A 14,195-nucleotide genomic window follows, 5' to 3' on the forward strand; every position below is an offset into this window, starting at 1 on the left:
CGGAGTGGCCTTCCAATAAAGTGGCTGAACTTCTGCCCTGGAACGTAGAACTCACCGACAAATAACTGTCAATACGGCGCTCACTTAGCGCTTACTCAACACAAACACTTCTAAACGATAATCTACGCTCAAAGCAGTTTTTGAGAGTACTGGACCTCATCAGTGAAGGGCCAATCTATGGCCCGGTTGACCAAAATCACCTTTCGTCCTTCATGCTTAACAAGACGCCGGTAACCAGCGCTAATGGCGACACCAACATCAACGGCGTAAGCGTGGCGTGGCGGCAAGGCTCTGAAACTCAATCTCCGATTAATGGTTTCTCTGCCATCGAGGCGACAACCATCGTCAACAACGATGTCACCTTTAATACGCCATTAGTGCGAACAGTTTCTGATGTCGATGTGACCAGGGTTCGACTGAATATCGGCGTGCGCAGTCTTGTAGAGCAGGATACGAAAGGAAATCAGAAAAACACATCCGTCACGATGTCCATTGACGTTCGTACTGGTAACAATGCTTTCCAGCCTGTTAAAACTGTGACTATTGGCCCCGGCAAAATCTCAGGCGAATTTCTGGAGGCGCATGTCATTGACGCTCCAGACACAAAGCCGTTTGACGTTCGCGTTCGTCGCATTACGCCTGACAGCACCAGTGACCTGTTGAGCAACGGAACGGTATGGAACAGCTACACTGAAATTACTGACGACAACCTTTCTTATCCTTTCTCTGCGATTGCCGGGGCAGTCATTGACCGTGACCAGTACACCGACACGCCGACGCGCACCTATCACCTGCGTGGACTGATTGTTGATGTTCCGGATAATTACGATCCGATTGCCCGCACCTATACAGGCCTGTGGACTGGCGGCTTCAAGAAGGCATGGACGAACAACCCGGCATGGCTTTTCCGGGCACTGGTGACAAACAATCGCTATGGCCTTGCTCGTCGCGCTGGCTACATCGATGTTGATGACGGCTCGCTCTATATCCTTTCCCAATACTGCGACCAGCTGGTTAACGATGGCTACGGCGGTAAGGAGCCGCGTCATGTTCTCAACGCATACATCACTGAACAGTCAAGCGCTCGCGACATTCTTGACAAGATAGCCGGCATGTTTCGCGGAGTTGCGCTGTGGGACGGCATGCGCTTAACAGTGATGCTTGACGCACCGCAAGACCCGATAGCAGCCATCAGCAACGCTAACGTAGTGGATGGGAAATTCAGCTATAGCTCAGTGAAGCAATCAGAGAGGTACAACGCCGTCGTCGTTTCATGGACTGACCCAAACAACGGCTGGCAGGACGCAAAGGAATACGTTTCTGACGACACGCTAATAAGCCAGAGCGGAAAGTACAACGAAACGACCATTGAGGCATTTGGTGCGACATCTCGCGGTCAGGCGTGGCGGGCGGGTAAGTGGTTGCTGGAAACGGCAAAGCGTGAGAACAAGCGCGTAACCTTCCAAATGGCGCGTGATGCTATCGCTTTCACGCCAGGTGACATTGTTGAGGTCATGGATAACAACCACGCTGCAGCGCGTCTCGGTGGTCGTATCATTTCTCATACTGGTTCTATCATTACCGTCGACGCCGATGTCTCTGAGATTGCTGGCTCTGGTGATGGCATGTCCATCATGGGAAGCAACGGGAAGCTGGTTAAGTACGCTATTGCCAGCGTGGCCGGCGATAAAATAACGCTTCGCAATGCTCCTGCATGGGTTAAAGACGGCACCGTATTCGTTATCTCAACAGCGAATGTCAAAACGCGGCTGTGGAAAATCCTTGGCGTTGCTGAGACAGAAAATAATTCCGTCTACAGCATCACTGCGGGGCTTCACGACCCAAATAAGCAGTCCGTTGTTGATGAGGGGGCAGTCTTCGAGATACCGAATGATACCCTTAATGGCTATCGAGTCCCGAACATCGAAAACCTGCGCATTATCAACACAAATTCAGAGACGGTTCAGGTTACCGCTATCTGGGAGACGGCGACCACAACACGCAAAATCACCTTTGAGCTTACCGTGTACACCGAAGATGGGAAGGTTGTGTCGCAGTACGAAACAGACCAGTTCCGTTATGAGTTTTATGGCATAGATGCAGGTCGCTACTCGCTGGGTGTGCGTGGACGTAACGAGAACGGCATGAAGGGGGCGGAAACTCAGGTTAGTCTCGTGATTGGCGCACCGCCAGCGCCATCAAGCGTTATCTGGACGCCGGGTCTTTTCTCTGCAGTTATTGTGCCGGTTATGCGTATAACAGCGACTACTGACACATCATTTGAGTTCTGGTATTCCGGCGAAAACCGCATAGCGAACCCATCACAGATAGAAGATCAGGCTCAGTTCCTTGGTCGTTCGACGCAGTGGACGCTGCAGGGATTGCAGGCAGACAAAACCTACTATGCCTATGTCAGGACGAAAAACGCCTTTGGTGTGTCTGATTTTGTCGAGGTGTCTGGACAGGCATCCTCTGATATCCCTGGAATGATTGACCTGATTGATAACGCTATCCGCGATTCCGATGCATTTAAAAACGTGCAGGAAGGGGTTGATACTAACCTTGAAGGAATCATGGAAAACGCGCTGGCTAACCATGGCACCGTTGAGCATCAGTTCCAGCAGTACGGAGAGGTGAGAGCAGATATTCTCGTTGTGCGAACAACGGTGGCAACCGTCGATAAAGGACTGGCAGACCTTTCTACCTATGTTCAGGCACAGATTGGCCCCAATGGTGAACTAACCGCTGCTGTAAACCAGAAAATGACGGCTGAAGTTAATTTAGATGGGACAGCAAAAGCAAGCTATACGACAAACCTCGCAGTTAAAAGGAATGGCGTCACTTATAGCGCAGGCATGGGCATGTCTATTGAGCCATCAGGTAACACCTATAAATCAACAGTAGTCTTTGCCGCTGACCAGTTCGGAATTTACTCAGGAAGCGATCCAGGAAATTACCAGGCTGCATTCTTTGTATTTAACGGGCAGGTGTTTATTAACTCTGCATTTATTCAAAACGGCAGTATTGATAATGCGAAGATTGGTAATTTTATTCAGTCTAATAATTATCAGGCGGGCGTTTCTGGTTGGTTGATAAACAAGAGTGGTTTTGCTGAGTTTAGTCAAGTAACTGTCCGTGGTGCTATTTATGCAACCAGTGGTCAATTTGGTTTCACTAACAATGGAACAGGTGTAAACATTGATGGCAGGGGCGTGACTGTAAATCTTACAAACGGTGGCAGGATTGTATTGGGAGAATGGTAAATGCCGAGAGGATTGTTAATTGATCTAAATGACGGCTCTCCAAGGATGGAGATAACAGCTGGCCTTCGCTGCCCTTCATTTAGTGGTAGTAATGGCGATCAAATACAAACAGGTGGCGTGGTGGGCGTAACAAAGACGCCAGGCTCTACAATGGTTATGCTTCCTGTTACGACAACCTATGCATACCCTGACAGTATAAGCCTAATACCTAGCATTGGAATGATGACGGGCTATGCGGATAATGGCAACGGAACCATTACGCAGAGTTGGTGGCACTCCAATCCGAGGCTAGCGCAGAGGTTGACTGCTGGCGCTGCAAGCTACGTAGAAATACTGGCAGTATCACAGAACGGCAATCGTGGGTTGCTGATTAGCGAGTCTACTGACTTTACGTTCATATCATCTGCAACTCAGTTTATGGGGTGCGTCTGGTTCGGAAATTTCACCGTTAACGGAAGCACCCCATTGCCAGCTAGCGGAATTCCCTTTGCTAGCTGGGATTCGCCCGATGTGTCAATCGCCTTTGATGGAACAAACCTGACATCATTCCTGGCTCATGATGGTTATGGTGATGCTGCACGCCCAGTAACAATCAGGCTTGCGATATTTGCAAGAGTTGATCCAACACCGGGCAGAGGACTGACATTTGTTAACCCTGATGGAAAGGTAACATTCTCCACAACAAGGAAACCATTTGTTTTCAGGAATGCATTCTGGAATCCAGCCTCTGGCGCTGCAAATGCATCTGGAAATATGGTGATGATTTGCAGAACAGGATTTAGAAACAGGAATGCGGGTGGTTGGTGCAATATGAAACACAAAGGGATAATATTTAGTGGCGGGGTTGTTAGTAGTGCCTCCAACAATACAAAGTTTTCATGGACTGATCAATATCCTATTATTGACGAGAGGACAATCAATTTAAATATCCCTTTGATTCCAGCAATGTATTAATTATGAACCTTTACTGTTCCTCCAAATCCATTGCCCCATAACATTTTCAGACCATCATATCTGACATCAACACCTTCAAAAGGTATTTTTTCACCATCCTGCCAGATTAAAACGCACTTACCATAAGACATCATGGCGCAGGTTCCATCTGGTTTAGGTGATGATGAACAAGAGGAAATTAGAATGGTCGCTGTTAATAAAATAATATTAATTGATTTCATAATCATATTCCCGATTGTATTTCTTAAATAAAATTCGCCTGACGCAGGGTTTTTATCAGGCTTATGTTTTGAATTTAAATATTGTTCAAATAAAAGTTGAGAAAATTATCCTTTTTTAAATTAAATTCAGGAGTAACCATGTCTGCAGGAACACTTACGCTCACGAATAACAGCGCAGCAGTATCGGGCGCGGGAACGGCATTTAATACTGAACTGGCGGCTGGTGATTTCATCGTTGTCACGGTCGGCGGCGTGCCGTACACGCTGCCTGTCAAATCGGTAGAAAGTGCAACAGCATTGACACTCGTCAGCGTTTATACCGGACCGACGCAATCTGGAGCGGCGTGGTCAGCGGTGCCGCGCGTTGCATTGAACATGGTAACCGCTGCTCTGGTAGCACAAAGCGCAGAAGCACTGCGCGGGCTCAACTACGACAAGCAGAACTGGCAGCAGGTATTCAGCGGCACCGGTATGGTTACTGTGAGATTGCCTGACGGCAGCACTTACACAGGCCCGGCCTGGGGTGGCATTTCTACGGCGTTAGATGGCAAGGCTGATAAATCAGCACTGGATAACTATGCAAAAAAAGGCGCTAACAGTGACATAACGTCGCTGAGTGGTTTGATGACCGCTCTTAGCGTTACTCAGGGCGGAACTGGTGCTAAAGATGCGGCAGCGGCAAGGAGAAACTTGGAGCTAGGAAGTGCGGCATTAAAAAATGCCGGTTTAAATCCCGGCGAAGTTCAATTGGTTCAGGCAGGTCGGCGGGATTCTGCAAACCCTGTACAAAAGACCTGGTCTTGTATTTACGAGCCATATCAATCTGGCAACTTGTTTCCTGATAGTTGTGTTATTCAGGTCCTTCCAGGTCCTACAAGTTCAGAGTGGGGTGAAATAGGAATAGGTTACGGGAGTTCAAACTCAGTATATGTTGCAAGATCTTCTTATAGTTCCAGTCTGCCGACTGGAAACATCGTGTTAATGCAGATGTATCATGACAAAAATACAACAATTGACAGTAACGGATTTATCAAAAAAGCCTCACCTGTGATCAAGGTTTTCAATGATGGCCGGTCTGAAACGAATGATGAATCAGAAGGAGTAACGGTCACTCGTCTGGACGTGGGCCACTATCTCATTGAGGGTTGTGTGGCGCTCAATTCTGATGCCGCCTGGGGCGGTATTGATGGCGGATTTGAAATCCCTGTCGATCGCAATAAACAGCCGCGCATCTGGCTCGATTACTCAGTAAACGCGGATGGCTCAATCACTGTTAAGACGTTCCACCGCACTCACCCTCAGGCTCCAGGATTTGCGCAGAACATCATTGATGGTTTGAGTGATGGGGACCCGGTAGACATCCCGGCAGACAGTTTCGTTTCGGTTCGCGTTGAGATGCCACAGGGCAGCATCTGGAACAAAAAAAATGAACAGATCAGCGCAGAGATGAATAGACAGCAAGAAAACTGATGAGGAAAAAATTAGCGCAAAACAACTCAAAACCGGTGAAGGCGGGAGGGGTCTTGCGCTAATGCTCTGTGCCAGTTCGTCCTTTATGTACAACTGAATGACGTGTACTATAGCTGCGCGTAGTTGGTAGGCAGGTGATGGTACATTTCGGATGTTGTACACCCGGATGTACACAGTTTGCAGAGTGAAGCATTCAACTTACCTTAACCTACCGATTTATATAAACTTTATAAAACTGTATGTGATCTTTCGTGTGGGTCACCACTGCAGATAAGGACTTAACATGCCTGTTATTACTCTTCCTGATGGCAGCCAACGCCATTACGACAAACCCGTTAGCCCAATGGACGTTGCGCTGGACATCGGTCCAGGTCTTGCCAAAGCTTGTATCGCTGGCCGCGTAGACGGTGAACTGGTTGATGCTTCCGATATTATCGAAAACGACGCGAAGCTCGCCATTATCACCGCTAAAGACGAAGCGGGTCTGGAAATTCTTCGCCACTCTTGTGCTCACCTGCTGGGTCATGCCATCAAGCAGCTGTGGCCACACACTAAAATGGCGATCGGCCCGGTTATCGACAACGGTTTCTACTACGACGTTGATCTGGACCACACCCTGACGCAGGAAGATCTTGAGCTGCTCGAGAAGCGTATGCACGAGCTGGCCGAGAAAGATTACGACGTTATCAAGAAGAAGGTGAGCTGGCAGGAAGCGCGTGAGACTTTCGTCAATCGCGGTGAGAACTATAAAGTCGCCATTCTTGATGAATACATCAGCCATGATGACAAACCAGGTTTGTATCATCATGAAGAATACGTGGATATGTGCCGCGGGCCACATGTGCCAAACATGCGTTTCTGCCATCACTTCAAGCTGCAGAAAACCTCCGGCGCATACTGGCGCGGTGACAGCAACAACAAGATGCTGCAGCGTATCTACGGCACCGCCTGGGCGGACAAAAAGCAGCTGAATGCTTATCTGCAGCGTCTGGAAGAAGCGTCCAAGCGCGATCACCGTAAAATCGGCAAGCAGCTTGACCTGTACCATATGCAGGAAGAAGCGCCGGGTATGGTGTTCTGGCATAATGACGGCTGGACTATTTTCCGCGAGCTGGAAGTGTTCGTTCGTTCCAAGCTGAAAGAGTACCAGTACCAGGAAGTGAAAGGTCCGTTCATGATGGACCGCGTCCTGTGGGAAAAAACTGGCCACTGGGACAACTACAAAGACGCGATGTTCACCACCTCTTCCGAGAACCGTGAATACTGCATCAAACCGATGAACTGCCCGGGCCACGTGCAGATCTTCAACCAGGGCCTGAAGTCCTACCGCGACCTGCCGCTGCGTATGGCGGAATTTGGTAGCTGCCACCGCAATGAGCCTTCAGGCGCGCTGCATGGCCTGATGCGTGTGCGCGGCTTTACTCAGGACGATGCCCACGTCTTCTGTACTGAAGAGCAGGTTCGTGATGAAGTAAACAGCTGCATTCGCATGGTATACGACATGTACAGCACCTTCGGTTTCGAGAAAATCGTGGTGAAACTGTCTACCCGTCCGGAAAAACGCATCGGCAGTGACGAAATGTGGGATCGCGCGGAAGCGGATCTGGCCGTTGCGCTGCAGGAAAACAATATCCCGTTTGACTATCAGCCGGGTGAAGGTGCATTCTACGGCCCGAAAATTGAGTTCACGCTGTATGACTGCCTGGATCGTGCATGGCAGTGCGGTACCGTTCAGCTTGACTTCTCCCTGCCAACCCGCTTGAACGCCTCCTATATTGGCGAAAATAACGAGCGTTTGGTGCCGGTAATGATTCACCGCGCCATTTTAGGTTCAATGGAACGCTTTATCGGTATTCTGACTGAAGAGTTTGCTGGTTTCTTCCCAACCTGGCTTGCTCCAGTGCAGGCGGTGGTGATGAATATCACCGACGGCCAGGCAGAATACGTTAACGAATTGACTCGTAAACTCCAAAATGCGGGCATTCGCGTAAAAGCAGACTTGAGAAATGAGAAGATAGGCTTTAAAATCCGTGAACACACGTTACGTCGTGTCCCTTATATGCTGGTTTGTGGCGATAAAGAGGTCGAAGCAGGCAAAGTTGCCGTTCGTACCCGCCGCGGCAAAGACCTGGGGAGCATGGACGTCAACGAATTGATTGAAAAGCTGCAGCAAGAAATTCGCAGCCGCAATCTTCATCAACTGGAGGAATAAAGTATTAAAGGCGGAAAAAGAGTTCAACCGGCGCGTCCTAATCGCATTAACAGAGAGATTCGTGCCACTGAGGTTCGTCTGACCGGTATTGATGGCGAGCAGATTGGTATTGTCAGTCTGAATGAAGCTTTAGAAAAAGCCGAAGAGGCTGGGGTTGATTTAGTAGAAATCAGTCCAAACGCCGAGCCGCCTGTTTGCCGCATCATGGACTACGGCAAGTTCCTCTACGAGAAAAGCAAATCTTCTAAGGAACAGAAGAAGAAGCAAAAAGTTATTCAGGTTAAGGAAATTAAATTCCGACCTGGTACCGATGATGGCGACTATCAGGTAAAACTCCGCAGCCTGGTTCGCTTTCTGGAAGACGGAGACAAAGCCAAAATCACCCTGCGTTTCCGTGGGCGTGAAATGGCACACCAACAGATTGGTATGGAAGTGCTTAACCGCGTCCGTGACGATCTGAGTGAACTGGCAGTGGTCGAATCCTTCCCAACGAAGATCGAAGGCCGCCAGATGATCATGGTGCTTGCTCCGAAGAAGAAACAGTAAGGCCATCAAGTAACATACCGCGGGGCCTCGGCCTCGCGGGTTTTGTTCGCCTACTGGTTCGTTTTATTAACAATGCGAAGTGGAAATTGAAATGCCAAAGATTAAAACAGTACGCGGCGCCGCTAAGCGCTTCAAAAAGACTGCTTCTGGCGGTTTTAAGCGTAAGCACGCTAACCTGCGTCACATTCTGACTAAAAAGTCTACCAAACGTAAACGTCATCTGCGTCCGAAAGGCATGGTCTCCAAAGGGGATCTGGGCCTGGTTGTCGCTTGTCTGCCGTACGCATAAGTAAACTTTTTTTAATTAATTCAGAATAGAAACAGGAGAGCTAAATGGCTCGCGTAAAACGTGGTGTAATTGCACGTGCTCGTCACAAAAAAATCCTCAAACAAGCTAAAGGTTACTATGGTGCGCGTTCTCGCGTATACCGCGTTGCCTTCCAGGCTGTTATCAAAGCTGGTCAGTACGCTTACCGCGACCGTCGTCAACGTAAACGTCAGTTCCGCCAGCTGTGGATTGCACGTATCAACGCTGCAGCTCGTCAGAACGGTATCTCTTACAGCAAATTCATCAACGGCCTGAAAAAAGCCTCTGTTGAAATCGACCGTAAGATCCTGGCTGACATCGCCGTATTCGACAAAGTGGCATTCACTGCCCTGGTTGAGAAAGCGAAAGCAGCTCTGGCATAAGCCAGTTAAAAGAGGGAGCTTGCTCCCTCTTTTAATTTATCCCCGTCATACTTCAATCTGTAGCTGCGTTAACTGCACTCGCTGACCCCAGTCACTTACTTAAGTAAGCTCCCGGGGATAATCAAGCTTGTCGCCTTACTACAAATCGAATTATTAGGGCATAACACAATCAATTTATTGACTTTCAACGCCGTAGCTCGTTCAATAGCCAAAGCGAAATTTGTCAAAATAAGGTAACTGCAAGCATGAATGCTGCTATTTTCCGCTTCTTTTTTTACTTTAGCGCCTGACTCAGGGGGCTTTGCGCGTAAGAAAAGAAACGAAAAACAGCGCCGAAAGCCTCCTGTACGGAGGCTTTTTTTTTGCGTTTCGTTTTCGAATCAGACCAACTACCCCGGCAGTTTGCCGGCATAAGAGGAATACCATGCCACATCTCGCAGAGCTGGTTGCCAGTGCCAAAGCAGCCATAAACGATGCCCAGGATGTTGCCGCGTTAGATAACGTACGCGTCGAATATTTAGGGAAGAAGGGGCACCTGACCCTTCAGATGACCACCCTGCGTGAGCTGCCACCGGAAGAACGTCCGGCTGCGGGCGCGGTGATAAACGAAGCTAAAGAGCAGGTTCAGGAAGCCCTGAATGCCCGTAAAGTTGACCTGGAAAGTGCTGCGCTGAACGAGCGTCTGGCTGCGGAAACGATTGACGTTTCTCTGCCCGGTCGCCGGATTGAAAACGGTGGCCTGCACCCGGTAACCCGCACCATCGACCGTATCGAAAGCTTCTTCGGCGAGCTGGGCTTCACCGTAGCGACCGGCCCTGAAATCGAAGATGACTATCACAACTTCGATGCGCTGAATATTCCTGGTCACCACCCGGCGCGCGCGGACCACGATACTTTCTGGTTTGACGCCACCCGTCTGCTGCGTACCCAGACTTCTGGCGTGCAGATCCGCACCATGAAAGACAAGCAGCCGCCCATTCGTATTATCGCCCCGGGCCGCGTCTATCGTAACGACTACGATCAGACCCACACCCCGATGTTCCACCAGATGGAAGGCCTGATCGTTGATACCAACATCAACTTCACCAACCTGAAGGGAACGCTGCACGATTTCCTGAACAACTTCTTCGAAGAAGACCTGCAGATTCGTTTCCGTCCGTCCTACTTCCCGTTCACCGAACCGTCCGCAGAAGTGGATGTTATGGGTAAAAACGGCAAGTGGCTGGAAGTGCTGGGCTGTGGCATGGTGCATCCGAACGTGCTGCGTAACGTGGGCATTGATCCGGAAGTTTACTCCGGCTTCGCCTTCGGTATGGGCATGGAGCGTCTGACCATGTTGCGCTATGGCGTAACCGATCTGCGTGCATTCTTCGAAAATGATTTACGTTTCCTCAAACAGTTCAAATAAAGGCGGGATATCCAATGAAATTCAGTGAACTCTGGTTACGCGAATGGGTAAACCCAGCCAACAGCAGTGACGAACTTTCCAGCCAGATAACCATGGCCGGGCTTGAAGTTGACGGCGTCGATGCCGTCGCAGGAGCTTTCCACGGCGTTGTGGTCGGGGAAGTGGTTGAATGCGGTCAGCACCCGAACGCCGACAAACTGCGCGTAACAAAAGTTAACGTCGGTGGCGATCGCCTGCTGGATATCGTCTGCGGCGCACCAAACTGCCGTCAGGGTCTGAAAGTCGCCGTGGCGACCGTTGGCGCTGTGCTGCCGGGTGACTTCAAAATCAAAGCGGCGAAACTGCGCGGCGAGCCATCCGAAGGCATGCTGTGTTCCTTCTCCGAGCTGGGTATTTCTGATGACCACAATGGCATCATCGAGCTGCCAGCTGACGCGCCAATCGGTACCGACATTCGCGAATATCTGAAGCTGGACGACAACACCATTGAAATCAGCGTCACGCCAAACCGTGCCGACTGCCTCGGTATTATCGGCGTAGCTCGCGACGTGGCGGTGGTGAACAAGCTGCCACTGGCTGAGCCGGAAATTACCGCCGTTGCCGCGACGATCAATGACACGCTGCCTATTCGCGTAGACGCCGCAGAAGCTTGCCCACGTTACCTGGGCCGCGTCGTGAAAGGCATCAACGTTAAGGCACCAACGCCGCTGTGGATGAAAGAGAAGCTGCGCCGTTGCGGCATCCGTTCCATTGATGCGGTCGTTGACGTGACCAACTATGTACTGCTGGAGCTTGGCCAGCCGATGCACGCCTTCGACCTGAACCGCATTGAAGGTGGGATCGTCGTGCGTATGGCGGAAGAGGGCGAAACCCTGGTCCTGCTGGACGGCAGCGAAGCGAAGCTGAACGCCGACACCCTGGTTATTGCTGACCACAATAAAGCGCTGGCCATGGGCGGCATCTTCGGCGGTGAGCACTCAGGCGTTAACGACGAAACCCAGAACGTACTGCTGGAATGTGCCTTCTTCAGCCCGCTGTCCATCACCGGTCGTGCGCGTCGTCATGGTCTGCATACCGATGCTTCTCACCGCTATGAGCGCGGCGTCGATCCTGCGCTGCAGTATAAAGCGATGGAGCGAGCGACCCGCCTGCTGGTGGATATCTGCGGCGGCGAAGCTGGCCCGGTTATCGATGTCACAAGCGAAGCGCACCTGCCTAAGCGCGCCACGATCACGCTCCGTCGCAGCAAACTGGACCGTCTGATTGGTCACCACATCGAAGATGCTCAAGTCAGCGACATTCTGCGTCGTCTGGGCTGCGAAGTGACCGAAGGTCAGGCGAAGTGGACCGCCGTGGCACCAAGCTGGCGTTTCGATATGGAAATTGAAGAAGATCTGGTGGAAGAAGTGGCTCGCGTTTACGGCTACAACAGTATTCCAAACAGCCCGGTACAGGCAGGCCTGGTCATGGGCACCCATCGCGAAGCCGACCTCTCTCTGAAGCGTGTGAAAACCATGCTGGTGGACAAAGGTTACCAGGAAGTCATTACCTACAGCTTCGTCGACCCGAAAATTCAGCAGCTTCTGCACCCTGGCGAAGAAAATCTGATTCTTCCTAATCCGATCTCTACCGACATGTCCGCCATGCGTCTGTCGTTGTGGAGTGGCCTGCTGGCCACCGTGGTTTATAACCAGAACCGTCAGCAAAGCCGCGTGCGTATTTTTGAGTCTGGCCTGCGCTTTGTGCCTGATACTCAGGCAGACCTTGGGATTCGTCAGGATCTTATGCTGGCGGGGGCTATCTGCGGCAACCGCTATGAAGAACACTGGGATCTGGCGCGTAACACCGTTGACTTCTATGATCTGAAAGGCGATCTGGAGTCCGTTCTGGCCCTCACCGGCAAACTTTTAGACATCGAATTCAGAGCGCAGGCAAATCCGGCCTTGCATCCTGGGCAAAGTGCTGCCATTTATTTAGCTGGTGAATGCATTGGTTTCATTGGTGTTGTTCACCCGGAGCTGGAGCGTAAACTGGACCTTAACGGCCGCACGGTGGTGTTCGAGGTGCTGTGGAGCAAGCTCGCAGACCGCGTGGTGCCTGAGGCGCAGGACGTTTCTCGCTTCCCGGCAAACCGCCGCGATATCGCTGTTGTGGTGGCTGAAAACGTCCCGGCAGCAGATGTTTTGGCCGAGTGTAAGAAAGTTGGCGCAAATCAGGTAGTTGGCGTAAACTTATTTGACGTGTACCGTGGCAAGGGCGTAGCCGATGGCTACAAGAGCCTGGCCATAAGCCTTATCCTTCAGGATACGGGCCGTACACTCGAAGAAGAGGAGATGGCCGCTACCGTTGCAAAATGTGTAGAGGCATTAAAAGAGCGATTCCAGGCATCATTGAGGGATTGAACGTATGGCGCTTACAAAAGCTGAAATGTCAGAATATCTGTTTGATAAGCTTGGGCTTAGCAAACGAGATGCCAAAGAGCTGGTAGAGCTGTTTTTCGAAGAGATCCGTCGCGCTCTGGAAAACGGCGAGCAGGTTAAACTCTCGGGCTTTGGTAATTTTGACTTACGCGATAAAAACCAACGTCCCGGGCGCAACCCGAAGACCGGTGAAGATATTCCCATTACGGCGCGCCGTGTGGTGACCTTCCGACCTGGTCAGAAGCTAAAAAGTCGGGTTGAAAACGCGTCGCCAAAAGACGAGTAACCTGAGTTAACAAAAAAGGCCGCATTCGCGGCCTTTTTCTTTTCTTATGACACGCTAACGTGCCGAAATACAACGGTGCAATGCGGTTGGGAAGGCCATCGTAACCCACCAAAATCCATAGGGGTGTGGACTCATTGTGGACATAAATTCCCCCTCAATGGATTAAGCGTAATGGCGTCCTGTAAGAACTCAGGCGCAAAATGCGCATACACCATTGTCTGCTCAATCCTGGTATGACCGAGTATCCTCTGCAGGGTGATAATGCTCCCGCCGTTGATCATGAAGTGAGTTGCAAAGCTATGTCTCAACGAGTGAGTTGCCTGTCCCGCAGGTAAGTCAGGTTTCACCAGTTTTAACGTCTCTCTAAACTCCCTGTACGAAGCATTGGGAAAAAGAAAGCCTTTCTTATCGCCCACTAATTCCTGAGCCACTGCATCAGAAATTGGCACAGTTCTGGGTTTGTTCGTTTTGGTTTTTACGAACGACACACGATTGTGAACGATATGCTCCGCTTTTAACCTTTCAGCCTCGCCCCATCTGGCACCGGTACTCAGGCATAAAACTGCGATTAAGCGATTATCGCCACTCAGTCGGGATAGCAGTATTTCAATTTCGTCTGTGGTCAGATACGTAAGCGCCCCGTCAGCGACGTCTGGATAAGCTGACTCATCCAGGTAACGATAATGTCCACTATTTTTCCGGATAATGGACACAGAACATTGAAT

13 protein-coding genes and 1 other annotated feature are annotated in these 14,195 nt (G+C 50.5%); of the genes, 11 read left to right on the top strand and 2 right to left on the bottom strand.

All coding sequences use genetic code 11. The annotated features are described in order from the left end of the window. Positions 1-71 precede the first annotated feature (71 nt). On the top strand, positions 72-3,263 hold the full coding sequence (locus B9Y90_RS24420) for a TipJ family phage tail tip protein (protein WP_085542923.1): 3,192 nt from the start codon (positions 72-74) through the stop codon (positions 3,261-3,263). Then, entirely contained in the window at positions 3,264-4,217 is a 954-nt protein-coding gene (locus tag B9Y90_RS24425; RefSeq protein ID WP_139827489.1) for a DUF6453 family protein, read from the top strand. On the opposite strand, the gene B9Y90_RS26675 is transcribed toward B9Y90_RS24425, so the two are convergent. Continuing rightward, positions 4,214-4,438, bottom strand: coding sequence for a hypothetical protein (locus tag B9Y90_RS26675; protein ID WP_139827490.1), 225 nt, complete (start codon positions 4,436-4,438; stop codon positions 4,214-4,216). The two genes, B9Y90_RS24425 and B9Y90_RS26675, sit on opposite strands and share 4 nt — an antisense overlap. A 138-nt stretch (positions 4,439-4,576) precedes the next feature. On the opposite strand from B9Y90_RS26675, the gene B9Y90_RS24430 reads away from it, so the two are divergent. The 9 genes from B9Y90_RS24430 to ihfA all read left to right on the top strand — a co-directional run bounded on the left by B9Y90_RS24430 (position 4,577) and on the right by ihfA (position 13,470). Continuing rightward, the gene (locus tag B9Y90_RS24430; RefSeq protein WP_085542925.1) at positions 4,577-5,908 is read left to right on the top strand and encodes a phage tail fiber protein; all 1,332 of its coding nucleotides are present in this window, start codon (positions 4,577-4,579) and stop codon (positions 5,906-5,908) included. Positions 5,909-6,191: 283 nt separating this feature from the next. Beyond that, entirely contained in the window at positions 6,192-8,120 is a 1,929-nt protein-coding gene (gene thrS / locus B9Y90_RS24435; protein WP_085542926.1) for a threonine--tRNA ligase, read from the top strand. Between the two features lie 3 nt (positions 8,121-8,123). Beyond that, positions 8,124-8,666 (top strand): translation initiation factor IF-3, encoded by a 543-nt coding sequence (infC, locus tag B9Y90_RS24440; RefSeq protein WP_071530481.1) that lies wholly within the window; start codon positions 8,124-8,126, stop codon positions 8,664-8,666. A 91-nt stretch (positions 8,667-8,757) separates the two neighbouring features. Then, the gene (gene rpmI, locus B9Y90_RS24445) at positions 8,758-8,955 is read left to right on the top strand and encodes a 50S ribosomal protein L35 (protein WP_006118955.1); all 198 of its coding nucleotides are present in this window, start codon (positions 8,758-8,760) and stop codon (positions 8,953-8,955) included. Positions 8,956-8,999: 44 nt separating this feature from the next. Next, the gene (gene rplT / locus B9Y90_RS24450; protein ID WP_000124850.1) at positions 9,000-9,356 is read left to right on the top strand and encodes a 50S ribosomal protein L20; all 357 of its coding nucleotides are present in this window, start codon (positions 9,000-9,002) and stop codon (positions 9,354-9,356) included. Positions 9,357-9,596: 240 nt separating this feature from the next. Next, positions 9,597-9,720 (top strand) — a sequence feature (Phe leader region). Next, positions 9,602-9,646: a pheST operon leader peptide PheM gene (gene pheM / locus B9Y90_RS27010; RefSeq protein ID WP_106120997.1), complete on the top strand. Its 45-nt coding sequence runs from the start codon at positions 9,602-9,604 to the stop codon at positions 9,644-9,646. It overlaps the preceding feature by 45 nt. 60 nt (positions 9,721-9,780) lie before the next feature. Further along, positions 9,781-10,764, top strand: coding sequence for a phenylalanine--tRNA ligase subunit alpha (gene pheS, locus B9Y90_RS24455; protein ID WP_085542927.1), 984 nt, complete (start codon positions 9,781-9,783; stop codon positions 10,762-10,764). Between the two features lie 14 nt (positions 10,765-10,778). Further along, positions 10,779-13,166 (top strand): phenylalanine--tRNA ligase subunit beta, encoded by a 2,388-nt coding sequence (gene pheT, locus B9Y90_RS24460; RefSeq protein ID WP_085542928.1) that lies wholly within the window; start codon positions 10,779-10,781, stop codon positions 13,164-13,166. A 4-nt stretch (positions 13,167-13,170) separates the two neighbouring features. Beyond that, a complete protein-coding gene (ihfA, locus tag B9Y90_RS24465) occupies positions 13,171-13,470 on the top strand; it encodes an integration host factor subunit alpha (RefSeq protein ID WP_001229265.1) in 300 nt (99 codons plus the stop codon). Positions 13,471-13,601: 131 nt separating this feature from the next. On the opposite strand, the gene B9Y90_RS24470 is transcribed toward ihfA, so the two are convergent. Beyond that, the coding region (locus tag B9Y90_RS24470) for a tyrosine-type recombinase/integrase (RefSeq protein ID WP_176227920.1) at positions 13,602-14,195 on the bottom strand (594 nt) is incomplete at its 5' end.

Origin of the sequence: Cedecea sp. NFIX57, assembly GCF_900177785.1 — a bacterium.
Taxonomy (GTDB): Bacteria; Pseudomonadota; Gammaproteobacteria; order Enterobacterales; family Enterobacteriaceae; genus Cedecea; species Cedecea neteri_C.

Excerpts from the sequence above, each read along its gene's own strand:
- rplT (WP_000124850.1), top strand. The coding sequence starts at position 9,000 with ATGGCTCGCGTAAAACGTGGTGTAATTGCACGTGCTCGTCACAAAAAA.
- B9Y90_RS26675 (WP_139827490.1), bottom strand. The coding sequence starts at position 4,438 with ATGAAATCAATTAATATTATTTTATTAACAGCGACCATTCTAATTTCC.
- thrS (WP_085542926.1), top strand. The coding sequence starts at position 6,192 with ATGCCTGTTATTACTCTTCCTGATGGCAGCCAACGCCATTACGACAAA.
- pheS (WP_085542927.1), top strand. The coding sequence starts at position 9,781 with ATGCCACATCTCGCAGAGCTGGTTGCCAGTGCCAAAGCAGCCATAAAC.
- ihfA (WP_001229265.1), top strand. The coding sequence starts at position 13,171 with ATGGCGCTTACAAAAGCTGAAATGTCAGAATATCTGTTTGATAAGCTT.
- pheT (WP_085542928.1), top strand. The coding sequence starts at position 10,779 with ATGAAATTCAGTGAACTCTGGTTACGCGAATGGGTAAACCCAGCCAAC.
- B9Y90_RS24430 (WP_085542925.1), top strand. The coding sequence starts at position 4,577 with ATGTCTGCAGGAACACTTACGCTCACGAATAACAGCGCAGCAGTATCG.
- rpmI (WP_006118955.1), top strand. The coding sequence starts at position 8,758 with ATGCCAAAGATTAAAACAGTACGCGGCGCCGCTAAGCGCTTCAAAAAG.
- B9Y90_RS24425 (WP_139827489.1), top strand. The coding sequence starts at position 3,264 with ATGCCGAGAGGATTGTTAATTGATCTAAATGACGGCTCTCCAAGGATG.